The organism is Streptomyces sp. NBC_01439 (assembly GCF_036227605.1).
In the GTDB taxonomy this organism is placed as follows: domain Bacteria; phylum Actinomycetota; class Actinomycetes; order Streptomycetales; family Streptomycetaceae; genus Streptomyces.
In genome coordinates this window covers 6,107,661-6,132,902 of record NZ_CP109487.1, presented here as the reverse complement: position 1 = coordinate 6,132,902, position 25,242 = coordinate 6,107,661, and the positions used below count along the sequence as shown (strand labels likewise).

18 protein-coding genes and 2 pseudogenes are annotated in these 25,242 nt (G+C 72.4%); 10 read left to right on the top strand and 10 right to left on the bottom strand.

Features of this window, described 5'->3' with window-relative positions; translation table 11 throughout:
* Positions 1–30 precede the first annotated feature (30 nt).
* The 5 genes from OG207_RS27705 to iolC form a co-directional block, all read right to left on the bottom strand.
* Positions 31–780, bottom strand: coding sequence for a hypothetical protein (locus tag OG207_RS27705; protein ID WP_329101870.1), 750 nt, complete (start codon positions 778–780; stop codon positions 31–33).
* Positions 781–870: 90 nt separating this feature from the next.
* Positions 871–2,370 (bottom strand): CoA-acylating methylmalonate-semialdehyde dehydrogenase, encoded by a 1,500-nt coding sequence (locus OG207_RS27700; RefSeq protein ID WP_329101868.1) that lies wholly within the window; start codon positions 2,368–2,370, stop codon positions 871–873.
* 12 nt (positions 2,371–2,382) lie between these two features.
* Positions 2,383–4,257, bottom strand: coding sequence for a 3D-(3,5/4)-trihydroxycyclohexane-1,2-dione acylhydrolase (decyclizing) (gene iolD, locus OG207_RS27695; RefSeq protein ID WP_329101866.1), 1,875 nt, complete (start codon positions 4,255–4,257; stop codon positions 2,383–2,385).
* Positions 4,254–5,120, bottom strand: coding sequence for a 5-deoxy-glucuronate isomerase (gene iolB, locus OG207_RS27690; RefSeq protein WP_329101864.1), 867 nt, complete (start codon positions 5,118–5,120; stop codon positions 4,254–4,256). Before iolB ends, iolD begins: the two co-directional genes overlap by 4 nt.
* A gap of 7 nt (positions 5,121–5,127) precedes the next feature.
* Positions 5,128–6,108 carry a 5-dehydro-2-deoxygluconokinase gene (gene iolC / locus OG207_RS27685; RefSeq protein ID WP_329101862.1) on the bottom strand — a complete coding sequence of 327 codons (981 nt, stop codon included), beginning with the start codon at positions 6,106–6,108 and terminating at the stop codon, positions 5,128–5,130.
* A gap of 26 nt (positions 6,109–6,134) precedes the next feature.
* On the opposite strand from iolC, the gene OG207_RS27680 reads away from it, so the two are divergent.
* The 3 genes from OG207_RS27680 to OG207_RS27670 all read left to right on the top strand — a co-directional run bounded on the left by OG207_RS27680 (position 6,135) and on the right by OG207_RS27670 (position 8,519).
* Complete coding sequence (locus OG207_RS27680; protein WP_329101860.1) at positions 6,135–7,049, top strand: sugar phosphate isomerase/epimerase family protein; 915 nt, start codon at positions 6,135–6,137, stop codon at positions 7,047–7,049.
* Between the two features lie 26 nt (positions 7,050–7,075).
* A complete protein-coding gene (locus OG207_RS27675; RefSeq protein ID WP_329101859.1) occupies positions 7,076–8,086 on the top strand; it encodes a Gfo/Idh/MocA family protein in 1,011 nt (336 codons plus the stop codon).
* A 232-nt stretch (positions 8,087–8,318) separates the two neighbouring features.
* Positions 8,319–8,519 (top strand): helix-turn-helix transcriptional regulator, encoded by a 201-nt coding sequence (locus OG207_RS27670; RefSeq protein WP_030655426.1) that lies wholly within the window; start codon positions 8,319–8,321, stop codon positions 8,517–8,519.
* Between the two features lie 91 nt (positions 8,520–8,610).
* Here OG207_RS27670 and OG207_RS27665 read toward each other — a convergent pair whose 3' ends face one another.
* Positions 8,611–10,851, bottom strand: coding sequence for an MMPL family transporter (locus OG207_RS27665; RefSeq protein ID WP_329101855.1), 2,241 nt, complete (start codon positions 10,849–10,851; stop codon positions 8,611–8,613).
* A gap of 146 nt (positions 10,852–10,997) precedes the next feature.
* Here OG207_RS27665 and OG207_RS27660 point away from each other — a divergent pair, with 146 nt between their 5' ends.
* Positions 10,998–11,792: a TetR/AcrR family transcriptional regulator gene (locus OG207_RS27660; protein ID WP_329101853.1), complete on the top strand. Its 795-nt coding sequence runs from the start codon at positions 10,998–11,000 to the stop codon at positions 11,790–11,792.
* Here OG207_RS27660 and OG207_RS27655 read toward each other — a convergent pair.
* Positions 11,770–12,901, bottom strand: a pseudogene (locus OG207_RS27655) (cation:proton antiporter). The gene OG207_RS27660 and the pseudogene OG207_RS27655 sit on opposite strands and share 23 nt — an antisense overlap.
* A 182-nt stretch (positions 12,902–13,083) precedes the next feature.
* On the opposite strand from OG207_RS27655, the gene OG207_RS27650 reads away from it, so the two are divergent.
* Complete coding sequence (locus tag OG207_RS27650) at positions 13,084–13,317, top strand: heavy-metal-associated domain-containing protein (protein WP_329101851.1); 234 nt, start codon at positions 13,084–13,086, stop codon at positions 13,315–13,317.
* Between the two features lie 113 nt (positions 13,318–13,430).
* Positions 13,431–15,719 carry a heavy metal translocating P-type ATPase gene (locus tag OG207_RS27645; protein ID WP_329101849.1) on the top strand — a complete coding sequence of 763 codons (2,289 nt, stop codon included), beginning with the start codon at positions 13,431–13,433 and terminating at the stop codon, positions 15,717–15,719.
* 413 nt (positions 15,720–16,132) lie between these two features.
* Here OG207_RS27645 and OG207_RS27640 read toward each other — a convergent pair whose 3' ends face one another.
* Positions 16,133–17,422 (bottom strand): citrate synthase, encoded by a 1,290-nt coding sequence (locus OG207_RS27640; RefSeq protein ID WP_328790364.1) that lies wholly within the window; start codon positions 17,420–17,422, stop codon positions 16,133–16,135.
* A 182-nt stretch (positions 17,423–17,604) separates the two neighbouring features.
* Positions 17,605–19,863, bottom strand: coding sequence for an SF1B family DNA helicase RecD2 (gene recD2, locus OG207_RS27635; RefSeq protein WP_329101846.1), 2,259 nt, complete (start codon positions 19,861–19,863; stop codon positions 17,605–17,607).
* A gap of 306 nt (positions 19,864–20,169) precedes the next feature.
* Between recD2 and OG207_RS27630 the strand changes: the two genes are divergently transcribed.
* Both OG207_RS27630 and OG207_RS27625 read left to right on the top strand, forming a co-directional pair.
* A complete protein-coding gene (locus tag OG207_RS27630; RefSeq protein WP_329101844.1) occupies positions 20,170–20,739 on the top strand; it encodes a DUF937 domain-containing protein in 570 nt (189 codons plus the stop codon).
* A 56-nt stretch (positions 20,740–20,795) separates the two neighbouring features.
* A pseudogene (locus tag OG207_RS27625) lies at positions 20,796–21,308 on the top strand (GNAT family N-acetyltransferase); the annotation flags it as partial.
* On the opposite strand, the gene OG207_RS27620 reads toward OG207_RS27625, so the two are convergent.
* A complete protein-coding gene (locus OG207_RS27620) occupies positions 21,214–22,194 on the bottom strand; it encodes an EamA family transporter (RefSeq protein ID WP_329101842.1) in 981 nt (326 codons plus the stop codon). The pseudogene OG207_RS27625 and the gene OG207_RS27620 overlap by 95 nt on opposite strands.
* A 100-nt stretch (positions 22,195–22,294) precedes the next feature.
* Here OG207_RS27620 and OG207_RS27615 point away from each other — a divergent pair, with 100 nt between their 5' ends.
* Together OG207_RS27615 and OG207_RS27610 are read left to right on the top strand one after the other, a co-directional pair.
* On the top strand, positions 22,295–23,194 hold the full coding sequence (locus tag OG207_RS27615; RefSeq protein WP_329101840.1) for a LysR family transcriptional regulator: 900 nt from the start codon (positions 22,295–22,297) through the stop codon (positions 23,192–23,194).
* Between the two features lie 270 nt (positions 23,195–23,464).
* Positions 23,465–25,216 carry a glycoside hydrolase family 3 protein gene (locus OG207_RS27610; RefSeq protein WP_329107934.1) on the top strand — a complete coding sequence of 584 codons (1,752 nt, stop codon included), beginning with the start codon at positions 23,465–23,467 and terminating at the stop codon, positions 25,214–25,216.
* The last annotated feature ends 26 nt before the right edge of the window (positions 25,217–25,242 follow it).

Sequence of the window (25,242 nt, the reverse complement as noted above, 5' to 3'; positions counted from 1 at the left end):
GGATGCCCGCGGACGAGGGCGCCGGCCGGGTCACGGCACGCGCAGCCCCCGCTGCGCGGTGTCGGACAGCTCCCGCACCTGCTCCTGGCTCAGGCGCCGGACGTCCCGGACGAGGCCGGCCACCTCGACGGCGGCCCGCGGCGGCGGACGGTGTCCGTCGGGCAGGCCGATGCCGGTCAGTACGGCGAGGTCGTCGGCGCGGAAGCCGAGCACGGTCGCGTAGTCGGCCTGGAGATCGGGACTCACTTCCATCAGGCCACGGCCCACCTGCCCGTACGTGGCGGCGGACCAGTACCGGCCGGTCAGGGACAGGAACACCTTCGCTCCGGCCGACCACCCCAGGTTCCGGTTGGCGAGCAGGCGCATGAGCAGTCCGCCGGGACCCGGCGGATACTGCTCCCACGGGCGTGGTTCCCGGGTCGGCCGGGTGCGGTCCTGCTGCGGCAGTGCCGCCGCCAGCCGGCGCAACCGTTCCTGCTCCTGCCGCGGCAGGCCCATCGTGTGCAGGGCGAGAACGGCCGCCCCTCCCCCGGCGTCCGGGTCGAGGGGCGTCATCTCCTGCGGCAGGGCCACGGAGGCGATGACGAACAGGTCCTCGGCGTGCAGCTGGAGCGCGGGTGCGAGCCGGAGCAGCAGCGCCGGCTCCGGCGCCGCTCCGTCGCAGACGGCCCGCAGCTCGGCCTTCGGGACGGCGGATAGCCGGGCCAGGCCGTCGACGCCCAGCCCGCGGCGCTCCGCCAGCCGGGTCAACAGCACGCTGAAATGTGGGAGTTCTGCCATACGGGTCAGCGTAGACGGGAGGGAACGGCAGCAGCCCCCGGCCGGTGGGAGGTGGCCGGGGGCTGCTAGAGGTGCCGGGTGCGGGGCGGGTCAGTGGTTGCGGGGGAAGCCCAGGTCCACGCCGATGTGGCCCTCGGAGGGGTCCGGCCAGCGGGTCGTGACGACCTTGCCGCGGGTGTAGAAGTGGATGCCGTCGTTGCCGTAGATGTGGTGGTCGCCGAAGAGCGAGTCCTTCCAGCCGCCGAAGGAGTGGTAGCCCACCGGCACCGGGATCGGGACGTTGACGCCGACCATGCCGGCCTCAATCTCCAGCTGGAAGCGGCGGGCGGCGCCGCCGTCACGGGTGAAGATCGCGGTGCCGTTGCCGAACGGCGAGGCGTTGATGAGGGCCACGCCCTCCTCGTAGGTCTCGGCGCGCAGCACGCACAGGACCGGGCCGAAGATCTCGTCGCGGTAGGCGTCGGAGTCGGTCTTCACGCGGTCCAGCAGGGACAGGCCGATCCAGTGGCCGTTCTCGTTGCCCTCGACCGTGAAGCCGGTGCCGTCGAGGACGACCTCCGCGCCCTGGTCGGCCGCGCCCTTGACGTAGGAGGCGACCTTGTCGCGGTGGGCGGCGGTGATCAGCGGGCCCATCTCGGAGGCCGGGTCGTTGCCGGGGCCGATCTTGATCTTCTCGGCGCGCTCGCGGATCTTCTCGACGAGCTCGTCGCCGATCGCGCCGACGGCCACGACGGCGGAGATCGCCATGCAGCGCTCACCGGCCGAACCGTAGGCCGCGGACACGGCCGCGTCGGCGGCGGCGTCCAGGTCGGCGTCCGGCAGCACCAGCATGTGGTTCTTGGCGCCGCCCAGGGCCTGGACGCGCTTGCCGTTGGCCGAGGCGGTGGTGTGGATGTGGCGGGCGATCGGGGTCGAGCCGACGAAGGAGACGGCCGCGATGCCGGGGTGGGCGAGCAGCGCGTCGACGGCCACCTTGTCGCCGTGGACCACGTTGAGCACGCCCGCCGGGAGGCCGGCCTCGGTCGCCAGCTCAGCGAGCTTGTTGGCGGCCGACGGGTCCTTCTCGCTCGGCTTGAGGATGAAGGTGTTTCCGCAGGCCACGGCCAGCGGGAACATCCACATCGGGACCATCGCCGGGAAGTTGAACGGGGTGATGCCCGCGACGACGCCCAGCGGCTGGCGGATCGAGGAGACGTCCACCCGGCTGGAGACGGAGGTGGACAGCTCGCCCTTGAGCTGCGTGGTGATGCCGCAGGCCAGCTCGACGATCTCCAGGCCGCGGGCGACCTCGCCCAGCGCGTCCGAGTGGACCTTGCCGTGCTCGGCGGTGATCAGCGCGGCGATCTCGTCACGGTTGGCGTCGAGCAGGGCGCGGTAGGCGAACAGCACCTTGGTGCGGGCGGCCAGCGAGGACTGGCCCCAGCTGAGGAAGGCCTCCCGGGCGACCTGTACGGCCGCGTCGACCTCGTCGGCCGAGGCGAGCGCGACCTGCGTGGTGACCTCGCCGGTGGCCGGGTCGGTGACCGGGCCGTAGTTGCCCGACGCGCCCTCGACGGTCTTGCCACCGATCCAGTGGTTGACGGTCTTCATTGCCTTGCTCCTTCACAGATGGCGACGTCGCTGCGCGGCTTGCCGGTCGTACTCTTCACGGGCCGTGGCAGCGGCCTTGCGGGTCGCGGTCTCGGCCACAGGAACATCCCACCACGCCTGTGCCGGGGGTGGGCCCGACACAGTGTCGGGCGTTCGGGTCTGTACGTAGACACATGTGGGGCGGGTCGCCACGCGGGCCTCGGCTAGGGCTTCGCGCAGGTCACGCGTGGTGCGGGCGCGGATCACGGCCATCCCGAGGGAGGCCGCGTTGGCCGCGAGGTCCACCGGAAGGGGGTCCCCCGTGTACCCGGAGTCGGGCGCCCGGAAGCGGTACGCGGTACCGAAGCCCTCACCGCCCACCGCGCCCGACAGGCCGCCGATGGAGGCGTAGCCGTGGTTGTCGAGGATCACCACCTTGATCGGGACGCCCTCCTGGACGGCCGTGACGATCTCGGTCGGATTCATCAGGTACGTCCCGTCGCCGACCAGCGCCCACACCGGCCGGCCGGGCGCGGCCAGCGCCACTCCGATCGCCGCGGGGATCTCGTAGCCCATGCAGGAGTATCCGTACTCCACGTGGTACTGGTCCTGCGACCGGGCCCGCCACAGCTTGTGCAGGTCGCCGGGGAGGGAGCCGGCCGCGTTGATCAGGATGTCGGTGCCGTCGACCAGGGCGTCGAGCAGCCCGAGCACCTGGGCCTGGGTGGGCGGGGCGTCCTCGTCCGCGTCCGGGACGGCGTGGGCCAGCTCGACGCGGCTCTCCCAGCGCGCCCGCTCCGCCGCGTACCGCGCCCCGTACGCCGGGTCCGTGCGGTGGCCGGCGACCGCGACCCGCAGCTCGTCGAGGCCCTCGCGGGCATCGGCGACCAGGGGCAGGGCGGCGAGTTTGTGGGCGTCGTACGGGTCCAGGTTGAGGCCGACGAACCGGACGACCGGGTTCTGGAAGAGGGTCGCGGAGGCGGTGGTGAAATCGGTCAGCCGGGTCCCGGCGGCGATGACGAGGTCGGCCTCCCGGGCGAGCGCGGCGGCGGTGGAGGTGCCGGTGTGGCCGATCCCGCCGACGTCGGCGGGGTGCCCGTGCGGCAGGACGCCCTTGCCCGCCTGGGTGACGGCGACCGGGATCCCCGTGGCCTCGGCGAAGGCGGCCAGGGCCGCGCCGGCCGCGCTGTGCCGGATCCCGCCGCCGGCGACGATCAGCGGGCGCGCGGAGCCCCGTACGGCCTCGGCGGCGCGGGCCAGTTCGTGCCGGTCGGGACGGGGTCGGCGCACGCCCCACACGCGCTCCGCGAAGAACTCCTCGGGCCAGTCGTACGCCTGTGCCTGCACGTCCTGCGGCAGGGCGAGGGTGACGGCGCCGGTCTGTACGGGGTCGGTGAGCACCCGTACGGCTTGGAGGGCGGCCGGGATCAGGGCCTCGGGGCGGGTGATGCGGTCGAAGTGGCGGGACACGGGGCGCAGGGTGTCGTTGACGGAGACGTCCCCGGCGTAGGGGACCTCCAGCTGCTGGAGCACGGGGTCGGCGGGCCGGGTGGCGAAGGTGTCGCCGGGCAGCAGGAGCACCGGGATCCGGTTGATGGTGGCGAGGGCGGCGCCGGTGACGAGGTTGGTGGCGCCGGGGCCGATGGAGGTGGTGACGGCGTGCGCGGAGAGGCGGCCGCTCTGGCGGGCGTACCCGACGGCGGCGTGGACCATGGCCTGCTCGTTGCGGCCCTGGAGGAAGGGCATGCCGTGCGGCCCGGTCTCCAGGAGGGCCTGGCCGATGCCGGCGACGTTCCCGTGCCCGAAGATCCCCCAGGTGGCGGCGATCAGCCGGCGGCGGTGTCCGTCGCGCTCCGTGTACTGGCGGGACAGGAACCGGACGAGCGCCTGCGCGACGGTGAGCCTCACCGGTGGTCCTCCGTTCGGGAGAAGGGCAGCCGGGGGTCGACGTCCTGGCCGTCCCAGCTGCCGCGGATCCAGCCGTGGTCGGGGTGGTCCCGGATCAGCCACTCGCGGGTCCGGCCCGGTCCGGCCATCACGTTCAGGTAGTACATGTCGTGCCCGGGGGCGGCCATGGACGGCCCGTGCCAGCCGTCGGGGATCAGCACCGCGTCCCCGGTCCGCACCTCGGTGAGGATGTCGGTCTTCCCGGCCGGGGAGGGGGTGACGCGCTGGTAGCCGAGCCCGGGGGTGTCACCGTGCGGGGCGATCTCGAAGTAGTAGATCTCCTCCAGGCGGGACTCCTCGCCGGGGTGGTGCTCGTCGTGCTTGTGCGGCGGGTACGAGGACCAGTTCCCGCCGGGGGTGAGCACCTCGACGGCGATGAGGCGGTCGGCGGGGAAGGTGTCCGCGGCGGCGAAGTTGTTGACCTGGCGGGAGCACTGGCCGGCGCCGCGGAGCTCTACGGGGACCTGGTCGGCGGGTCCGTACCGGGCGAAGAGCCGCGTCTCGCACGGGGCTCCGGCGAGGGCGAAGCGTCCGCCGGCGGCCGACCGGATCTCCGCGTCCGCGTCCCGCGGCAGGTAGGCGAAGTCGGTGACGCCGCTGAACACCCCGGTCCGCCCGCGCAATTGGAACACCTCCGGTCCGCCCTCGGGGCTCTGCCCCGCACCCCGCGCCTCGAACTCCGGCGGGGGTTGATTCGGCAGGGCCCGGCAGTGGACCTCGCAGGCGCCCGACAGGGGGAGCACGATCCACTCCGACTCCCCGCACGGGTGTGCGTACACCTCTCCCGGGGCCAGGTCGAGGACCACCAGCCTCGTCCATTCCATCCCCCACTCAGACACCACCGGCACGCCCCAGCACCTCCTCCACCTCGTGAGAGAACGGCATCGCGCTCGAACACGCCAGCCTCGAGGCGACGATCGCCCCGGCCGCGTTCGCGTACCGCACCACCCGCTCCAGTTCCCACCCCGCCAGCAGCCCGTGGCACAACGCCCCGCCGAACGCGTCCCCCGCGCCCAGCCCGTTGACCACCTCCACCGGCACCGGTGCGACCTCCGCCACCGTGCCGTCGCGGTGGACCGCCAGCACGCCCTTCGGGCCGCGCTTGACCACCGCCAGTTCCACACCCGCCGCGAGCAGCGCCCGCGCCGCCGCGTGCGGGTCCGAGGCGCCCGTGGCGATCTCGCACTCCTCCGCGTTCCCCACGGCCACCGTCGCCGACCTCAGCGCCCGTTCGTAGTACGGCCCTGGTTCCTCCCGCCACAGCATCGGCCGCCAGTCCAGGTCGAAGACCGTCGTCCCGGTCCGCGCGCGGGCCTCCAGCGCCGCCAGCGTCGCCGCCCGCGAGGGCTCCTCGCTCAGGCCCGTACCCGTCATCCAGAACACGCGGGCCGCCCGTACCGCCGCCAGGTCCACCTCGTCCGCCGCGATCTCCAGGTCCGGAGCCTTCGGCAGCCGGTAGAAGTACAGCGGGAAGTGGTCGGGCGGGAAGATCTCGCAGAAGGTGACGGGGGTCGGCAGCCCGGCGATCTCGGCGACCCACCGGTCGTCCACCCCGAACCCCCGCAGTTCGGAGCGCAGATACGCGCCGAAGGGGTCCGCGCCGGTGCGGGTGATCACCGCCACCCGGCGTCCCAGCCGGGCCGCCGCGACGGCCACGTTGGTCGGGGAGCCGCCCAGGAACTTGCCGAAGGTCTCCGCCTCGGCCAGTGGTACGCCCGTCGTCAACGGGTAGAGATCCACCCCGATCCGGCCCATCGTGATCAGGTCGAGCGCGAGCGGATCGCCGGTGCCGGTCACAGTCAGTCCTCCCATTGGTCCTCCACCCTAAGGTGGCCGTTATGATGTCCTCCCCGCCCGCGTTGACCCGTATCCGCATCGGCTCGGCTCCGGACTCCTGGGGTGTCTGGTTTCCCGACGACCCCCGGCAGACCCCGTGGGAACGCTTCCTCGACGAGGTCGCCGACGCCGGGTACGAGTGGATCGAACTCGGCCCCTACGGCTATCTGCCCACCGATCCCGCCCGCCTCGCCGAGGAAACGGCCAAGCGCGGGCTGCGCGTCTCGGCCGGAACCGTCTTCACCGGACTCCATCACGGGCCCGCCGTGTGGGAGGACACCTGGGAGCACGTGTCGCGGATCGCCGCGCTGGCCCGGGCCTTGGGCGCGGCCCATCTCGTGGTCATCCCCTCCTTCTGGCGGGACGACAAGACCGGGGAGGTGCTGGAGGACCGCACCCTGTCCCCCGCCCAATGGCGTGAACTGACCTCGCAGACCGAGCGCCTCGGCCGGGAGGTCCAGGACCGGTACGGGCTGCGGATCGTCGTCCACCCGCACGCCGACACCCACATCGACACCCCGGCGAACGTGGCCCGCTTCCTGGACGCCACCGACCCCGCTCTCGTCTCCCTCTGCCTGGACACGGGCCACTACGCGTACTGCGGCGGGGACAGCGTGCAGGCCGTGGAGACCTTCGGCGAGCGAATCGGCTACCTCCACCTCAAGCAGGTGGATCCGCGGATCCTGGCCGAAGTCGTCGCCGAGGGGCTGCCTTTCGGGCCGGCCGTGGGCCGTGGGGTGATGTGCGAACCGCCCTCGGGGGTGCCCGCGCTGGAACCGGTGCTCGCGGCGGCCCAGCGGTTGGACGTGGACCTGTTCGCCATCGTGGAGCAGGACATGTACCCGTGTCCGCCCGACCGGCCGCTGCCGATCGCCCGGCGCACCCGCGCCTACCTCCGCTCCTGCGGCGCCCGCTGACCCTTCGGAAGGAAGAGGAGTACGACATGAGCACGCTCGGCATCGCCGTCATCGGCACCGGGAAGATGGGCGCCGACCACGTCCGCCGGATCGGGCGGACGGTGGGCGGGGCCCGTGTGGTGGCCGTGGCCGACCCGGACGGGGACCGGGTCAAGGAGGTCGCGTCCACCCTGGACGGGGCGACGGCGCACACCGACCCGGCGGCCGCGATAGCCGCACCCGGGGTCCGGGCCGTGCTGATCGCCTCGCCCGGACCCGCCCACGAGGAGGCGATCTTGCACGCGCTGGAGCGGGAGCTGCCGGTGCTGTGCGAGAAGCCCCTGACTCCGGACCCGGCGGGGGCGCTGCGCGTCATGGAGGCCGAACAGCGTCTGGGGCGGCGCCTGGTGCAGGTGGGGTTCATGCGGCGGTACGACGCCGAGTACGCCCGGCTGAAGGAGCTGCTGGACGCGGGTGGGATCGGGCGCCCGCTCTTCCTGCACTGCCGGCACCGCAATGCTTCCTCGCCGTCGTTCTTCACCAGCGACATGCTGATCAGCGACTCGGTGGTGCACGAGGTGGACGCGGCCCGCTGGCTGCTGGGGCAGGAGATCACCGCCGTCAGCGTGCTCTCGCCGCGGCCCACGGCGGCCGCTCCCGAAGGGCTGAGCGATCCCCGGTTGGTGTTGCTGGAGACCTCCGGCGGGGCCGTCGTCGACGTGGAGATCTTCGTCAACTGCGGTTTCGGCTACCAGGTGCAGTGCGAGGCGGTCGGCGAGGCGGGCAGTGCCCGGATCGGCGACGGACACGCGATGGTGGTGCAGTCGGCGGGCCGGTGGGGCGGCGCCATCGACCAGGACTTCACGGTGCGCTTCGCCGATGCCTACGACCGCCAGCTGCGGAGCTGGGTGGCCGCGGCGGCGCACGGCCGCGTGGCGGGGCCCGACGCGTGGGACGGCTACGCGGCGGCCGCCGTCTCCGAGGCGGGCCTCGCGGCTGCGCGCACCGGTGTACGGGCCGTCGTGGAGCTGACGGAACGCCCAGCCCTGTACCGCTGACGCCCTACCAACTCCTCGTTCGACCCCTGTGACCCTCTTGTCACAAGGGTCACCCTTCTGTGACGCATGTCCGCATTTCGCAGGTCTTCCGTCACAGGAAGTCAACAGCCCCTCCCCTGTCATCACTCAGCATCGTTCCCCGGGCACAACCCGAGTGATCGTCAGCGTCCACGCGTCGGCTCCCCGACGGCCTCCCGGCCGGCCCCGCGACGTGGACAAGGAGGTGTCCAGCATGAGCGACCGACAGCTGTGGTCATACAAGGAGATCGCTGCCCACATCCGGGTCCAGCCGGACACCGTGCGCTCCTATCGCAAACACGGGCTGCTGCCCCCGCCCGACCATGTGGAGGGGGGCAAGCCCTACTGGTACGCCGAAACCGTGCGCGCCTGGGTGGCCCGCCGGCCCGGGAACCGGGGCCGCCGCGAGGACTGAATCCGGCGGGGGCGGGTGAGGGGATCCGCCGGATCGCCTCACCCGCCCCCACGGCCCCGGCGAACCGTTCCCCGGGGCCGGGGCGCACCTCCTAGGCGCCGGCCCCCACGGGTATCCGCTCCGGCTCCGGTGTCGGGGGCGCGGACTCGCCCTCGCTCAGGCCGAACCTCTCGTGCAGGCGACGCAGCGGGGCGGGGGCCCACCAGGTGGCCCGTCCGGTCAGCTTCATCACCGCCGGGACCAGGAGGCTGCGGACGACCATGGCGTCCATGAGGACCGCCAGCGCGATCCCGAGCCCCAGCATCTTGGTGTTGGTCACCCGGGAGGTGCCGATGGCCACCATCACCACCGCCAGGATCAGGGCCGCCGCGGTGATCAGCCCGCCGGTGCGGGCCAGCCCCGTCCGGACGGCGCTCTCGTGGTCCCCGGTCCGGTCGTACTCCTCCTTGATGCGGGATATGAGGAACACCCCGTAGTCCATGGAGAGCCCGAAGGCGATGCAGAACATCAGCACCGGCAGGGTGGTCTCGATGTCGCCGGTGGCGGTGAAGGAGAGGAGCCCGGAGAGGTTGCCCTCCTGGAACACCCACACCACCGCCCCGAACATCGCGGTCAGGCTGAGGGCGTTGAGCAGCACCGCCTGGAGCGGTATCAGCAGGCTCCCGGTGAGCAGGAACACCAGCAGCAGCGTGGCGAGGACCACGAGGGCCGCCGCCGCGGGCAGTGCGCCGGCGATGGCCTTCTGCGCGTCGACGAGGACGGCCGCCTGTCCGGTCACCGAGGTCTTGAAGCCGGCGTCCACGGCGCGGACCTCGTCGACCAGGTCCCGAGCGGTCTGCCCCACGGCCTCGCCCTCGACGGAGACCGAGAAGGTGGTGTACTCGCTTCCCGCCTCGGAGCCGATCGGCCCGTCGACCCGGGTCACCCCGGGCAGGGCGGCCAGTCGGTCCCGGTAGGCCGCGAGGCGCTCGGTGCTGGGGGCTCCCTCGGCGAGCACGGTGATACCGCCACCGGGGCTGTTCGGGAAGCCGTCGCGGATCTGCTCCTGCACCACGTGCGAGGGGGCGTCCTTCGGGAGCTGCCGGTCGTCGACCGTGCCGAACTTGACTCCCGCGAAGGGCAACCCGAGGAGCAGCAGGCCCACGGTGGTGGCCACGGCGAAGACCGGGGCGCGCCGCATCACGAGAGCGGCCGCCCGCCCCCAGCCCCGGCCCGTCTCCGCGGGCCCGGTCGCGGCCGTCTCCGGCCGACCCCGCCGCCGCCACAGCCGGCGCAGGTCCAGGGCGTTGACCCGCTCGCCGAGGAGCACCAGGGCGGCCGGCAGCAGGATCAGCGCGGCCGCGGCCGCGAGCAGTACGACCGCGACACCGGCGTAGGCGAAGGAGCGCAGGAAGTACATGGGGAAGAAGAGCATGGCCGAGAGCGAGACCGCGACGGTGAGCGCCGAGAAGAGCACGGTGCGCCCGGCGGTGCGCAGGGTGGCCCCGACCGCTCCGACCGGATCGCGCCCGGCGGCGAGTTCCTCGCGGAACCGGCGGACGATGAACAGGGCGTAGTCGATGGCGAGTCCGAGGCCGAGCGCGGTGGTCAGGTTCTGGGCGAAGACGGAGACGTCCGTGAACTCGGTGAGTCCGCGCAGTACGGCATTGGTGCCGAGGATGGCCACGATGCCGACGGCGAGGGGGAGCAGAGCTGCGACCGCGCTGCCGAAGACGAGGACGAGCAGGACGAGGGTGACCGGCAGGGCGATCAGCTCGGCGCGCAGCAGGTCTTCCTGGATGGTCTCGGTGACCTCGCGCTGCACCGCGGCCGGGCCGCCGAGGGACACCCGCACCGGGCCGCGCTCGCCCTCGAAGCGCGGTGCCATGCGTTCCAGTGCGGCGGTGGCCGTCTTCTCGTCGCCCTGGACGCGGCCGACGATGAGCGCCTGCCGGCCGTCCTCGGAGCGCAGCGTGGGCAGCTGGGTGCGCCAGTACGAACCGACGCCGACGACCCCCCGTTCGGCGGCGAGTGCGGTCGTGAGCCGTTCGGCTTCGGCGGCCACGGCGGGGTCGTCGACCCCGGTGGTGCCCGCCGCGGCGTCGACGAGCAGGAGCAGATTGGGCTCGGAGTGCGGGAACTCCCGTTCCAGGGCCCGCGTGGCGTAGGTGGACTGGGCGCCCGGGTCCTCCCAGCCGCCACTTCCCAGCCGGTCGGCGACGCCGCCGCCCGCGACCACGGACAGGGCCGTGACCAGCAGGGCCAGCAGCAGCGTGAGCCGCGGCCGGGCCGTGACGAACCGGGTCCACCCCGCGTCCGCCCCGGAGGACGGCGGTTTCTTGACTTCGGACATGACTCGGTGTCCCCTTCACCGTGATTGCCAGGCCACATAGACTGGCAAACACGAGCAGTCGCTCGCGTTTCTCAAGAATGCGAGCGATCACTCGCGTTTGTCAATCGCCCACGGGAAGCAGGGGATTGGACATGCCGGGGACACGCATGGGCAAAAACACCGAAAAGGGGATCAAGAGCTCCACCATCGACGCCGCCGACCCGAAGGGCAGCGCCGACCTGAAGGGCAGCGCCGCCGCGAAGGCCGCCGACGCGAAGGCCGCCGCCGCAACGACCGGCGCCGCAACGACCGGCGCCGCGACGTCCGCCGCCGACACGGGTGCCACCACCCCCACCCCGCGCCGCCGCCAGGCCCGCGGCGAACGCCGGATCTCCCAGCTACTGGCCGCCGCCGCCGGGGTGTTCTGCCGCACCGGCTACGCCTCGGCCAGCACCAACGCCATCGCGCGCGAGGCGGGCGTGTCGCCGGGCACCCTCTACCAGTACTTCCCCAACAAAGAGGCCATCGCGATGGAGCTCGGCGGCCAACTGCTCCAGCGCGCGCACGAGGCGCACGGACAGGCCTTCCGCGCCGAGAACCTCCAGCGCCCCCTGCCCGAGCTGCTCGACGCCGTCCTCGACCCGGTCATCGCCTTCAACTGTGAGAACCCGGCCTTCTGGGCGCTCATGCACGGCACCGGCGTGCCCGGCATCGCCCAGGAGCACGAGGAACTGCACGAAGGACTGCTCACCCGGATCGAGGCCGTGCTGCGCGACCGCTGCCCCACCACCACGCCCGACGAGCTCGCCCTCATCTCGAACATGATCTTGGGCATCTTCAAGTCGTCCCTCGACCTGATCCTGGCCCACGAGGGCGACGAGCGCGCCGCGTACACCGCCGAGCTCAAGACCGTCCTGCTGCGCTACTTGGAGCCGATGCTCACCAAGACTCCCCTTCACTGACCCGTCCGGCCCGGCCGGCCCGCACCACCTCGGCGCCCTCCGGGCCCCGCGCGCGGGCCAGCAGCCGCAGCCCCAGCAGCGGGAACACCAGGACGGACACCATCCCGGCCCCCACCAGCGCCGCCGCCTCGCCCGACGTCATCATCCCGTCCTCCACGCCCAGCGTCGTGATGGCCACCACCAGCGGCAGCGCGGTGGACCCGAACAGCACCAGGGCCGACCGTTCGTCCCGCCCCAGGTCGCGCGGCGCCAGTAGCCGGATCGGCAGCCCGCGCACCACGAGGAACAGCACCAGGAACACCGGCAGCAGCGCCAGTTCCCGCCCGCCCGACAACAGCGCCTCCAAGTCGAACTCGATCCCCGTGACCACGAAGAACAGCGGCACCAGGAAGCCAAAACCCATGGCCTCCACCTTCGACAGCACCACGGGGCCGCTCTCCGGCGCGGCCCCCTGCAGGACCAGCCTGGTGATCAGTCCGGCCGCAAAGGCGCCGAGCAGCATGTCGAGACCGAGCACCTCGGACAGCGCCAGCATCGCCACCAGCAGCAGGAGGACCAAGCGCACGGCGAACTGCGCGCTGCTGTGCAGGGTCTTGGCGATGCCCCGGGAGAGCCAGGGCGGCTTGGGCCGCAGTGCCCAGAGCAGCGCCCCCGCCGTCAGCAGCGCGAAGGCCGCCAGCAGCGCCGCCGAGCCGGCCGGCGCCCGCCCGCTCAGCAGCAGCGACATGGCGATGATCGGCCCGAACTCGCCCACCGCGCCCATCGCCATCATCACGGCCCCGAACCGGCCCTGAAGGTCCCCGGTGTCCCTGAGGATGGGCAGGATGGCGCCCAGCGCCGTACTGGTGAGCGCGGTGCCCACGTACACGCCCCGACCGAAGCCGCCGCCCCCGGCGAGGAAGATCAGCATGGCCAGCCCGAGCCGGCTCAGCACGTCGATCACCTCACCCGTCGCGGCCCAGCCGAGCACGTCCGGTCCGATCAGGATGCCGAGCAAGATTTCGAAGATCACCAGGGGGGCCGAGATCCAGCGCGCCGCCCCGTACGCGAGCAGGGGGGGCCAGTACGGCGGCAGCCATGATCAGGACGAGGCTTCCCGAGTGATCCATATCAGCCATTTACACGCAGTTCGCCCATACCGGCCAATTTTCCCACCAGGATCGAGAGACTGGGAGCCGCAGATGCTCGCCTTGATACCCCCCAGGGGTATAGTCTCGAAGGGTCGGGAGCACGGTGGAGCCATCGGCCGCCCTCCCGGTGACCGGCACACGCCATTGAAGAGGAGAACGACATGACCGCCGAGACGGACACCCAGACCACCACCGTCTACCGGGTGACCGGCATGACCTGCGGACACTGCGAGGGTGCGGTGACCGCCGAGATCTCCGCCCTGCCGGGCGTCAGCACGGTCAAGGCCGTCGCCGCGACCGGTGAGGTCACCGTGGTCTCCGCCGCCCCGCTCGCGGACGAGAACGTCCGCGCCGCCGTGGACGAGGCCGGCTACGAGTTCGCCGGACAGGTCTGAGCGGCGCGCAAGACCCGCACGGCACCCGCGGCAGCCCCGCGGCACCCTGCCGGGCCGTGCCGGCCAGCTCATACTGGTCCCGTACGGCCCGGCCATCCCCCTGGAGCCGGAACATGAGCAGCAGCACAGTGCACGACGGACCGATAACGGCGGTCGAACTCTCGATCGGCGGGATGACCTGCGCCTCCTGCGCCGCCCGCATCGAGAAGAAGCTCAACCGGATGGACGGCGTCGAGGCCACGGTGAACTACGCCACCGAGAAGGCCCGCATCTCCTACACCGGTGACGTGCAGGTCGCCGATCTGATCGCGACCGTCGTCAAGACCGGCTACACCGCCGAGGAGCCCCCGCCGCCGCCCGCCCCGGAAGCCGCCGACGCCGCCGACGCCGACGCCCCCGAGGAGAGCGAAGGGGTGCGGACCGAGGTCCCCGACCCGGCGCTCGCCGCACTGCGGCAGCGCCTGCTGGTCTCCGTCGCGCTCGCCCTGCCCGTCGTCCTGCTCGCGATGGTCCCCGCCCTCCAGTTCGACAACTGGCAGTGGCTCTCCCTGACCCTCGCGGCCCCGGTCGTCGTCTGGGGCGGGTTCCCCTTCCACAAGGCCGCCTGGACCAACGCCCGGCACGGCGCCGCCACCATGGACACCCTCGTCTCGGTCGGCACGCTGGCCGCCTTCGCCTGGTCGCTGTGGGCCCTGTTCTTCGGCCACGCCGGCATGCCCGGCATGCGGCACGGCTTCGACCTCAGCATCTCCCGCACCGACGGCTCCTCCGCCATCTACCTGGAAGTCGCGGCCGGCGTCGTCTCCTTCATCCTCCTGGGCCGCTACTTGGAGGCCCGCTCCAAGCGGAAGGCGGGCGCGGCCCTGAAGGCCCTGCTGGAGCTGGGCGCCAAGGACGTCGTCGTGCTGCGCGCGGGCCGTGAGGTCCGGATCCCGGTGGGCGCGCTCGCGGTGGGCGACCGGTTCGTCGTCCGCCCCGGCGAGAAGATCGCCACCGACGGCACCGTCGTCGAGGGCAGCTCCGCCGTGGACGCCTCCATGCTGACCGGCGAGTCCGTCCCGGTCGACGTCGCCGTGGGCGACTCCGTCACCGGAGCCACCGTCAACACCTCCGGACGCCTGGTCGTCGAAGCCACCCGGATCGGCGCCGACACCCAACTCGCCCGGATGGCGAAGATGGTGGAGGACGCACAGAACGGCAAGGCCGAAGTGCAGCGCCTCGCCGACCAGATCTCCGGGATCTTCGTCCCCGTCGTCCTCGTGCTCGCCATCGGCACCTGGATCACCTGGCTGCTGATCACCAACGACCCCACCGCCGCCTTCACCGCCGCCGTGGCCGTCCTGATCATCGCCTGCCCGTGCGCCCTGGGCCTGGCCACCCCGACCGCGCTGATGGTCGGCACCGGGCGGGGCGCGCAACTCGGCATCCTGATCAAGGGCCCCGAGGTCTTGGAATCCACCCGCCGCGTGGACACCGTCGTCCTGGACAAGACCGGCACCGTCACCACCGGCCGGATGACCCTCGACGGCGTCTTCCCCGCCGCGGGCGTCGACGAGCACGAACTCCTGCGCCTCGCCGGGTCCCTGGAGCACGCCTCGGAGCACCCGATCGCCCGCGCCGTCGCCGCCGGGGCGGCGGAGCGGGCCGGCTCCCTGCCCGTTCCGGAGTCCTTCGAGAACGTCGCGGGGCTCGGCGTCCAGGGCGTGGTCGACGGACACGCCGTCCTGGTGGGCCGCGAGCAGCTGCTGGCCGACTGGTCGATCGAGCTGCCGGCCCCACTGGCCGGGGCCAAGGCGGCCGCCGAGGCCGCGGGCAGCACCGCCGTCCTGGTGGCCTGGGACGGCGCGGCGCGCGGGGTCCTGACCGTGGCGGACGCGGTCAAGGGGACCAGCGCCGAGGCGGTCTCCCGGCTGCGGGCACTGGGCCTCACCCCGGTCCTGCTGACGGGCGACAACAAGGCCGTCGCCGCGACGGTGGCCCGCGAGGTGGGCATCGACGAGGTGATCGCCGAGGTCCTCCCGCAGGACAAGGTGGACGTCGTACGCCGCCTGCAGTCCGAGGGCCGTACGGTCGCGATGGTCGGCGACGGGGTCAACGACGCCGCCGCACTGGCCCAGGCGGACCTGGGGCTGGCCATGGGCACCGGCACGGACGCGGCCATCGAGGCGGGAGACCTGACCCTCGTACGGGGCGACCTGCGGGTCGCGGCGGACGCGATCCGGCTCTCGCGCCGGACCCTGGCCACGATCAAGGGCAACCTGTTCTGGGCCTTCGGGTACAACGTGGCGGCCCTACCGCTGGCGGCCGCCGGTCTGCTCAATCCGATGATCGCGGGGGCCGCCATGGCCTTCTCGTCGGTCTTCGTGGTGACCAACAGCCTCCGGTTGCGGTCCTTCCGCTAGTGGCCCTCCTCCTCACGGTCCCCACACTTCCTTCACGGGAGACGCAGATCACAGTGACCGCAACGTAACCATCCGGGGTCGTCATGGGTCTAATGGGGCGGTGCCAAGAACGTCTTGGGGGACGTTCCTCGGAAACCTGGGGAGGTTTCCGTGGGCATCAGCCGGCCGGGACGCGTACCCGCGGGAGGCTTTGAGCGGCCCTCCCGAACGAACGGGTCCCGGCACACCGACGCCCCGACTCGGGTCCCGTGGGGGGAATCCGTTTCGGGGAAAAGGGAAGCGCCCCGACCGTCGACCCGTGGGGGGATCGACGGCGGGGCGCTTCTCGCATGCTCAGGGTTTTCTGCGGTGCGCTCCGCATTGCCTGCGGTGCGCTCCGCACGGCCGCACGCCGCGCGGAGGAAGGCCTCGGGTCAGCGGGCTTCCACGGGAACGAAGTCGCGCAGGACCTCGCCGGTGTAGATCTGGCGCGGGCGACCGATGCGGGAACCCGGCTCCTTGATCATTTCCTGCCACTGGGCGATCCAGCCCGGGAGGCGGCCGAGCGCGAAGAGCACGGTGAACATCTCGGTGGGGAAGCCCATCGCCCGGTAGATCAGACCGGTGTAGAAGTCCACGTTCGGGTAGAGGTTGCGCTCGACGAAGTACGAGTCGGCCAGCGCGTGCTCTTCCAGCTTGAGCGCGATGTCCAGCAGCTCGTCGCTCTTGCCGAGCGCCGAGAGGACGTCGTGCGCCGCCGCCTTGATGATCTTCGCCCGGGGGTCGAAGCTCTTGTAGACACGGTGTCCGAAGCCCATGAGGCGGACGCCGTCCTCCTTGTTCTTCACCTTGCGGATGAAGGCGTCGACGTCACCGCCGTCGTTCTTGATGCCTTCCAGCATCTCGAGGACGGACTGGTTGGCGCCGCCGTGCAGCGGGCCCCACAGGGCCGAGATGCCGGCGGAGATCGAGGCGAACATGTTCGCCTGCGAGGAGCCGACCAGGCGCACGGTGGAGGTGGAGCAGTTCTGCTCGTGGTCCGCGTGCAGGATCAGCAGCTTGTCGAGCGCGGAGACCACGACCGGGTCCAGGTCGTACTCCTGGGCCGGCACGGAGAAGGTCATGCGCAGGAAGTTCTCGACGTAGCCGAGGTCGTTGCGCGGGTAGACCACCGGGTGGCCGACCGACTTCTTGTACGCGTAGGCCGCGATCGTCGGGAGCTTGGCCAGCAGCCGGATCGTCGAGAGGTGGCGCTGCTTCTCGTCGAACGGGTTGTGGCTGTCCTGGTAGAACGTCGACAGCGCGCTGACCACGGAGGACAGCATCGCCATCGGGTGCGCGTCCCGCGGGAAGCCGTCGTAGAAGCGCTTCACGTCCTCGTGGAGCAGCGTGTGCTGGGTGATCTCGTTGCGGAACGACGCGAGCTGGTCGACGGTCGGCAGCTCACCGTTGATCAGCAGGTACGCCACCTCGATGAACGACGACCGCTCGGCCAGCTGCTCGATCGGGTAGCCGCGGTAGCGCAGGATGCCCTGCTCACCGTCGAGGTAGGTGATCGCGGACTTGTAGGCCGCGGTGTTGCCGTAGCCGCTGTCCAAGGTGACGAGCCCGGTCTGGGCCCGCAGCTTCGAGATGTCGAAGCCCTGGTCACCGACGGTGCTTTCGACCACCGGGTAGGTGTATTCACCGTCCGCGTACCGGAGTACTACAGAGTTGTCGCTCACGTCATCCCTCACCGACGTAGTGCCTCTTCTTCGAGGTGCCCTGACTTCCTCTACCTTCCCCCATTTGGCGCAGGAGAGTGCACTCGGGGTCGGCCTTTGGTGCTTCTGGCGGCACTCAGTGCCGCCAACCTGCTCATCCTGCCCCCTCCGCACCGGTGCGGGAACCCCAAATGATCGATCATCTAGGTGATGTTTCCCACCGGTATCCGGCCGGACAGCCTGGCGGCGACCGCCGTGTACCTCCTGCCTGCGGAAACGGTACGCACCGCCTGACCGAGGGCCTTGCGGGACCCAACGAGGACGACCAGTTTCTTCGCCCTGGTCACCGCCGTGTAGAGCAGGTTGCGCTGGAGCATCATCCAGGCCCCGGTGGTGACGGGGATCACCACCGCCGGATATTCACTCCCCTGTGAACGGTGAATGGTGACGGCGTACGCGTGGGCCAGCTCGTCGAGCTCACCGAATTCGTACACGATCTCCTCGTCCTCCTCCGTCCTTACCGTCAGGCGCTGTTCGTCCACGTCCAGACCGGTGACCACGCCGAGCGTGCCGTTGAAGACGCCGTTGGCGCCCTTCTCGTAGTTGTTCCGGATCTGGGTCACCTTGTCGCCCACCCGGAAGACCCGGCCGCCGAACCTCTTCTCCGGCAGGTTCGGCCGGGCCGGTGTCATCGCTTGTTGGAGCAGTCCGTTGAGGTTCCCGGCGCCGGCCGGGCCGCGGTGCATCGGCGCGAGCACCTGGACGTCCCGCCGCGGGTCGAGCCCGAATCTGGCCGGAATCCTTCGTGCGGCCACGTCCACGGCCAGCACCCCGGCCGCTTCGGTGTCCTCCTCCGGGAACAGGAAGAAGTCCGGCAGCCCGTCCGTGATCGGCGGCAACCCGGTGTTGATCCGGTGGGCGTTGGTGACCACGCCGGACTGCTGGGCCTGCCGGAAGATCCGGGTCAGCCGCACCGCGGGCACCGGGCCGCCCTCGGCCAGCAGGTCCCGCAGCACCTCCCCGGCGCCGACCGACGGCAGCTGGTCCACGTCGCCGACCAGCAGCAGGTGCGCCCCCGGCGCCACCGCCTTGACCAGCTTGTTGGCCAGCAGCAGGTCCAGCATCGAGGCCTCGTCGACGACGACCAGGTCGGCGTCCAACGGCCGGTCCCGGTCGTACGCCGCGTCTCCGCCCGGTTTGAGCTCCAGCAGCCGGTGCACTGTGGAGGCCTCGGCCCCGGTGAGCTCGGCCAGCCGCTTCGCCGCCCGGCCGGTGGGCGCGGCCAGCACCACCTTGGCCTTCTTCGCCCGGGCCAGCTCGACGATCGAGCGAACGGTGAAGGACTTCCCGCAGCCGGGCCCGCCCGTGAGGACGGCGACCCGGCGGGTCAGCGCCAGCTTCACGGCGTCCCGCTGCTCGGGGGCGAGCGTGGCCCCCGTCCGTCCGGCGAGCCAGCCCAGGGCCTTCTCCCAGTCCACGTCCTGGAAGCCCGGCATCCGGTCGTCCTCGGCCTGCAGCAGCCGGCGCACCTGCCCCACCAGGGACAGCTCGGCCCGGTGGAAGGGCACCAGGTACACGGCGGTCAGCGGGTCCGGCCCGCCCTGCGGATCCGGTACGGGCTCCCGTACGACCCCTTCCGGGTCGGCGGCGAGTTCGGCCAGGCAGTCGATCACCAACCCCGTGTCCACCTGGAGCAGCTTGACCCCGTCGGCGATGAGCCGGTCCTCGGGCAGGAAGCAGTGTCCCTGGTCGGTGGACTGGGACAGGGCGTACTGGAGGCCGGCCTTGACCCGTTCGGGGCTGTCGTGCGGGATGCCGACGGCCTGGGCGATGCGGTCGGCGGTGAGGAAGCCGATGCCCCACACGTCGGCGGCGAGCCGGTAGGGCTGGTTCTTCACCACGGAAATGGAGGCGTCGGCGTACTTCTTGTAGATGCGCACGGCGATGGAGGTGGAGACGCCGACGCCCTGGAGGAAGACCATGACCTCCTTGATGGCCTTCTGCTCTTCCCAGGCCGCACCGATCATCTTCGTCCGCTTGGGGCCGAGCCCGGGTACCTCGATCAGGCGCTTCGGCTCGCCCTCGATGACGTCGAGGGTGTCGGTGCCGAAGTGCTCCACGATCCGGTCGGCGATCTTCGGGCCGATGCCCTTGATCAGGCCGGAGCCGAGGTAGCGGCGGATGCCCTGGATGGTCGCCGGGAGCACGGTCTGGTAGTTCTCCACGGTGAACTGCTTGCCGTACTGCGGGTGGGAGCCCCAGCGGCCCTCCATCCGCAGGGACTCGCCGGGCTGGGCGCCCAGCAGCGAGCCGACGACCGTGAGCAGATCGCCGCTGCCCCGGCCGGTGTCCACGCGGGCGACCGTGTACCCGTTCTCCTCGTTGGCGTAGGTGATGCGTTCGAGCACGCCGTCGACCACTGCCAGTTGCACCGCCCGCGGAACCCCGTCTGCTGCTGCCATGACCCGAAACTACCGGGCGGCGCCGACAGCGCGTCAGGCCTGTGGACAACGACGAAGGGAGCGGTGCGAGGGGGTGGTGCGGCGGGGCGACGCAAAGGGGGTCCCGCCTCGCGGCCGGACCCCCTCACGGTTACCCCTCCCGTGTCGGACTTCCCGATCCCCCCAGATCCCTCCCCGGAAGCGCCGACGCAACATACGACCCGCGATGCGCCCGCAGGGTTGCATCCGGAGCCACAGCTTTGCGTTTCCGTTACCCAGCGCCTACTCAAGGTGCCGGCAAAACGGCACGGAAGTAGCGTTTCAGGCATGAGCGAATCCTCATTCCAGGACGACGTGCTGGGCGAACTCGGCGACGACAAGCTGACCGAGATCGCCGGCTTGCTCGGCACGGACGACTCCGGCGCCCGGGAGACCGTCGCGGAGACCGTCGGCGCCATGACCGGCGGCCTCCGACAGAAGGCCGACGCGGACGACGCCGACGGCGTGGAGGTGCGCCGGGCCATCGTCGAGGTGACCGAGGCCGAACCACCGCTGGAGGGCGTGGCCACGTTCGGCGGCCTCGGCGGCCTGCTCAGCGGCGGCATGATGGCCGGCGTGCTCGCCAAGGTGAGCAGGCCCGTGGCCGCCGCCGTCTCGAAGCGGACCGGAATCCCCGCGGCCACCATCAGCAGGGTCATCGAGATGCTGATCCCGGTCGTCCTGGCGGTCCTCGCCAAGCGTGCCTCCGGCAGGGCGGCCGGCACCGGGCCGGCCAGTACCGGGGCGGCCGGCGCGACCCCCGGAGCGGGCGCGGGAGCGAGCCCGGGAGCGGGCTCGGGAACGAGCGGCGGCCTCGGCGACCTGCTCGGCGAAATCCTCGGCGGTGGCAAGAAATAGGCGGCAAGAAATGGCCCCTTCGGGGTCCCACCGGCGCACCCTCCCCCTAGAGTTGCCCCATGGCTGAAGGCGTACGGCTGCGCGACCCGGAACCGGGGGACCTGGGGTGGATCGTGCAGCGCCACGGCGCTCTGTACGCCGCCGAGTACGGCTGGAACAGCGACTTCGAGGGCCTGGTCGCCCGGATCGTCGGGGACTTCGCCCAGGACCACGACCCCCACCTGGAACGGGTGTGGATCGCGGAGCTGGACGGCCGGCCCGTCGGCTCGGTGATGTGCGTACGGGAGGAGGGCGCACCCGGCACCGCCCGACTACGGCTGCTCCTGGTCGACCCCGAGGGCCGCGGCCGCGGCGTCGGCAGCCTGCTCGTCGACACCGTCGTGGCCTTCGCCCGCTCGGTCGGCTACCGCGAGCTGGTGCTGTGGACCAACGACGTGCTGACCGACGCCCGCGAGCTCTACCTGAAGGCCGGGTTCACCCTGATCGCGGAGCGGCCGCACCGCTCGTACGGAGCGAGCCTGACGGGGCAGGACTGGCGGCTGCCGTTGCGGGAGGGCTCCCCGCGCTGACGCCCGAACCGACCCCCGTACGGTTCACGGCGCGCGCCGGGGCCAGCGAGGTCAGCGCCACCCCGCCCACCAGCAGTACGGCCGCCAGCCAGCGCAGTCCCGAGACGGACTCCCCGAGGACCAGGGCCGCGGAGGACATCCCGAAGACCGGGACCAGCAGCGAGAACGGGGCCACCGCGGAGGCCGGGTAGCGGCGCAGCAGGTAGCTCCAGGCGGCGAACCCGAAGACGGTGGACACCCAGGCGACGTATCCGATGACGGCCGCCCCGGACCAGTCCAGGGCCCGCAGCGCGGCCAGGTCCCGCTCGGGGCCCTCCAGCAGCAGCGAGAGCGCGAGCAGCGGCAGGACCGGAACCGTGCAAACCCACACCATGAAGTTCAGGGCGTCGGGCGGGGCTGCCTTGCGGGTCAGGACGTTGGACACGCCCCAGCAGGCGGCGGCCGCCACGACCAGCGTGAAGCCGAGCACCGGCCCGGAGCTCCCGCCGTCCACTGCGGCGACCGCGATCCCGGCGAGCGCCACGGCCATCCCGAGCATCCGCACCCGGCCCGGCCGCTCGCGCAGCACGACGGCGGCGAGGACGGCGGTGAAGACGGACTGGACCTGGAGCACGAGCGAGGACAGCCCGGCCGGCATGCCGGCGTCCATGCCGGTGAAGAGCAGGCCGAACTTGGCCACGCCGAGGGCGATCCCGACGCCGACGATCCACTTCCAGGCGGCCTTGGGCCGCCCGACGAAGAACACGGCGGGCAGGGCGGCGACGAGGAAGCGCAGGGCGGACAGGAGCAGGGGCGGGAAGTGGTCGAGGCCGATCTGGATGACCACGAAGTTGAAGCCCCAGACGGCGGCGACGAGCACGGCGAGGGCGGTGTGTACGGGACGCATGCTTCGAGCATCGACCGCCCGACCATGTAGCACCAGCGCGGATTCCTTCCGGGATGGATGAAGCATTGCTTACGAATACGGGTGGTGCCACGATGGGGGCATGCTCGATCTCGCCCGGCTGCGCGCCCTGCACGCCGTCTCCGTCCACGGCTCGGTCGCCGGCGCGGCGGCCGCCCTCGGCTACACCCCATCGGCGGTCTCCCAGCAGATCTCCAAGCTGGAACGCGAGACCCGCACCACCCTGCTGGAGCGGCGCGGGCGCGGGGTCGCGCTCACCGAGGAGGCCCGCCATCTGGCCGACGCCGCGCAGGAGTTGCTGGCGATCGTGGAGCGCACCGAGACCACCCTGGAAGAGCGGCGGGGGCAGCCCGGCGGGCTGCTGACGGTGGCCGCGTTCGCCTCGGCGGCGCGCGGGCTGCTGCCGCAGGTGCTGGCCGACCTGGCCCGCCGGCATCCGGCGCTGGACGTCCGGCTCACCGAAGTGGACCCGCACCTGTCCGTGGAACTGGTGGCCCGGGGGGTCACCGATCTGGCGGTGGCCCACGACTGGGACATCGCCCCGCTGCCCGCGCCGGAGGGCATCGAGCAGGCGGTGATCGGGGACGACCTCTGCGACCTGGTCGTACCGGCCGGGCATCCCTTCACCACGCGCCGGGTCATCCGGCGCTCCGACCTCGGCGGCGAACGCTGGGTCTGCCAGCCGCCCGGCCGGGTCTGCCACGACTGGCTGGTGCGGACCCTGCGCACCGCCGGGTTCGAACCTGACATCGCGCACGTCGCGGAGGAGAACCACACCATCGTCGCCCTGGTCGCGGCCGGGCTCGGGGTGGCCGTCGTACCCCGGCTGGGCACCGGCGCGCTGCCGTCGGGGGCCGTGGCCGTACCGCTGGAGCCGGGCCCCGTACGCCGGTTGTACGCCCTGTGGCGGACCGGGGCCGCCCGGCGCCCCGCGATCACCGAGGCCGTACGGAGCCTTCAGGAGCACTGGGCGACTGCCTAGCCCCGACGGGGTGTCCCCGCAGGGCGCCGAACGCAACCGCCCCGCGCGGCACGCCGCCCCGCCGCGTTCGGCACCCGAGGCGACACCCCGGCGCGCGGCCGGCCCCGTCGGCCCGCGCCGCCGGGCCCCGGTCGCAGACCCCGGCCGGTAGGCCCCCGCCCCGGAGGAGCGACACGCAGCCGACACGCCCGGCCCCGTCCGAGCGGCAGCGGTAGGGTCCGGCGCGTGCCGTACCACGCCTCCCGCCGGAACCTGCTCGCCGCAGCCGCCATGGTCGCCGTCACGGCCGCCGGGGCGGCTTCCGCCGCGGTGCGCCCCCCTCACGCCCCCGACGACGCGCGGCCCCCGGGCCGCCGCCCCGGCCGGGCGCGGCTGCGCGCCCTCGTGGACCGGATGAGCCTCGACGAGAAGGTCGGGCAGCTCTTCGTCTCACGGGCCTACGGGCATTCGGCGACCGACCCCGATCCGGCGGACGCCGAGCAGAACCTGGCGGCGTTCGGGGTGCGCACCGCCGCCGAACTGGTCTCCCGCTACCACCTCGGCGGGATCATCTACTTCGCCTGGGCCCACAACACCCGCGGCCCGCAGCAGATCGCCGCGCTCTCGGTCGGCCTCCAGCAGGCCGCCCTCACCACCGGTCCCCGGATCCCCCTGCTGCTCTCCACCGACCAGGAGCACGGCGCCGTCGCCCGGATCGGCAAGCCCGCGACCCTGCTCCCGGGGGCGATGGCGCTCGGTGCGGCCGGCTCCACCGCCCACGCCCTGCGGGCCGCGCGCATCGCGGGCTCCGAGCTGGCCGCCATGGGCATCCGGCAGGACTACGCACCAGTGGCCGACGTCAACGTCAACCCGGCCAATCCGGTGATCGGCGTCCGGTCCTTCGGCTCCGACCCGCACGCCGTGGCGGAGCTGGTGGCCGCCCAGGTCCGCGGCTACCAGGGGGCCGGGGTGGCCGCGACCGCCAAGCACTTCCCGGGCCACGGGGACACCGAGACCGACAGCCACGTCGGGCTGCCGGTGATGCGGCACACCCGGGCCGCCTGGGAGGAGTTGGACGAGCCGCCCTTCCGGGCGGCGGTGGAGGCGGGCGTGGACGCCATCATGACGGCGCACATCGTCTTCCCCGCGCTCGATCCCTCGAGGGACCCGGCGACCCTCTCCCGGCCGATCGTCACCGGTCTGCTGCGCGAACGCCTCGGCTTCGAGGGGGTGGTGGTCACCGACGCCCTGGACATGGCCGGGGTCCGCCAGAAGTACGGGGACGACCGCGTCCCGGTACTGGCCCTGCTGGCGGGCTGCGACCAGCTGTTGAACCCGCCGGACCTGGGCCTCGCGCAGCGCGGCGTGCGGGCGGCCGTCGAGTCGGGCGAGCTGACGCAGGCGCGCCTCGAGGAGTCGGTGCTGCGGATCCTGGAACTGAAGTCCCGGCGGGGACTGTTGGACGAGGCGTACCCCACGGGCCGGGAGGTGGCGGCCGTGGTGGGCGTCCAGGAGCACCTCGACGCCGCCGACGCGATCGCGGCCGCCACGACGACCCTGCTGGCCAATCCCCGAGGGCTGGTGCCCTTCGATGCGACGGCCGGACCACGCCTGCTGGTCACCGGGGCCGACCCGGTCTCCCCCACGGGTACGACCGGACCCCCTACGGTCGTACTGGCCCGGGAGCTGACCGCATTGGGCTGCCGGGCCACGGCGGTGCCGCCGGCCCGCGCCGTGGCCGCTGCGGCCGGTCACGCGGCGGTGTTGGTGTGCACGTACAACGTCCCGGAGGGCGAGAGTGCGCAGCGCACGCTGGTCGCGGACCTCGTCGCCTCCGGCGTGCCGGTCGTCTCGCTGGCGGTCCGCAACCCGTACGACCCGGCCCGGCTGCCGCAGTGCGCGGCGGAGCTGGCGACGTACTCCTGGACGGACGTGGAGATGCGGGCGGCGGCCCGGGTGCTCACGGGGGCGCTGCGGCCGGCCGGCCGCCTCCCCGTCCCGGTCCCGGGCCGCTACCCGCTGGGCCACGGGCTGACGCGCTGATCCCTCAGGCGCCGGCCCGCGGACCG

Bases quoted from the DNA above. Each gene is read 5' to 3' on its own strand.
- OG207_RS27705 (WP_329101870.1), bottom strand. From the start codon at position 780: ATGGCAGAACTCCCACATTTCAGCGTGCTGTTGACCCGGCTGGCGGAG.
- OG207_RS27700 (WP_329101868.1), bottom strand. From the start codon at position 2,370: ATGAAGACCGTCAACCACTGGATCGGTGGCAAGACCGTCGAGGGCGCG.
- iolB (WP_329101864.1), bottom strand. From the start codon at position 5,120: ATGGAATGGACGAGGCTGGTGGTCCTCGACCTGGCCCCGGGAGAGGTG.
- iolC (WP_329101862.1), bottom strand. From the start codon at position 6,108: ATGGGAGGACTGACTGTGACCGGCACCGGCGATCCGCTCGCGCTCGAC.
- OG207_RS27680 (WP_329101860.1), top strand. From the start codon at position 6,135: ATGATGTCCTCCCCGCCCGCGTTGACCCGTATCCGCATCGGCTCGGCT.
- OG207_RS27675 (WP_329101859.1), top strand. From the start codon at position 7,076: ATGAGCACGCTCGGCATCGCCGTCATCGGCACCGGGAAGATGGGCGCC.
- OG207_RS27670 (WP_030655426.1), top strand. From the start codon at position 8,319: ATGAGCGACCGACAGCTGTGGTCATACAAGGAGATCGCTGCCCACATC.
- OG207_RS27665 (WP_329101855.1), bottom strand. From the start codon at position 10,851: ATGTCCGAAGTCAAGAAACCGCCGTCCTCCGGGGCGGACGCGGGGTGG.
- OG207_RS27660 (WP_329101853.1), top strand. From the start codon at position 10,998: ATGGGCAAAAACACCGAAAAGGGGATCAAGAGCTCCACCATCGACGCC.
- OG207_RS27650 (WP_329101851.1), top strand. From the start codon at position 13,084: ATGACCGCCGAGACGGACACCCAGACCACCACCGTCTACCGGGTGACC.
- OG207_RS27645 (WP_329101849.1), top strand. From the start codon at position 13,431: ATGAGCAGCAGCACAGTGCACGACGGACCGATAACGGCGGTCGAACTC.
- recD2 (WP_329101846.1), bottom strand. From the start codon at position 19,863: ATGGCAGCAGCAGACGGGGTTCCGCGGGCGGTGCAACTGGCAGTGGTC.
- OG207_RS27630 (WP_329101844.1), top strand. From the start codon at position 20,170: ATGAGCGAATCCTCATTCCAGGACGACGTGCTGGGCGAACTCGGCGAC.
- OG207_RS27620 (WP_329101842.1), bottom strand. From the start codon at position 22,194: ATGCGTCCCGTACACACCGCCCTCGCCGTGCTCGTCGCCGCCGTCTGG.
- OG207_RS27615 (WP_329101840.1), top strand. From the start codon at position 22,295: ATGCTCGATCTCGCCCGGCTGCGCGCCCTGCACGCCGTCTCCGTCCAC.
- OG207_RS27610 (WP_329107934.1), top strand. From the start codon at position 23,465: ATGGTCGCCGTCACGGCCGCCGGGGCGGCTTCCGCCGCGGTGCGCCCC.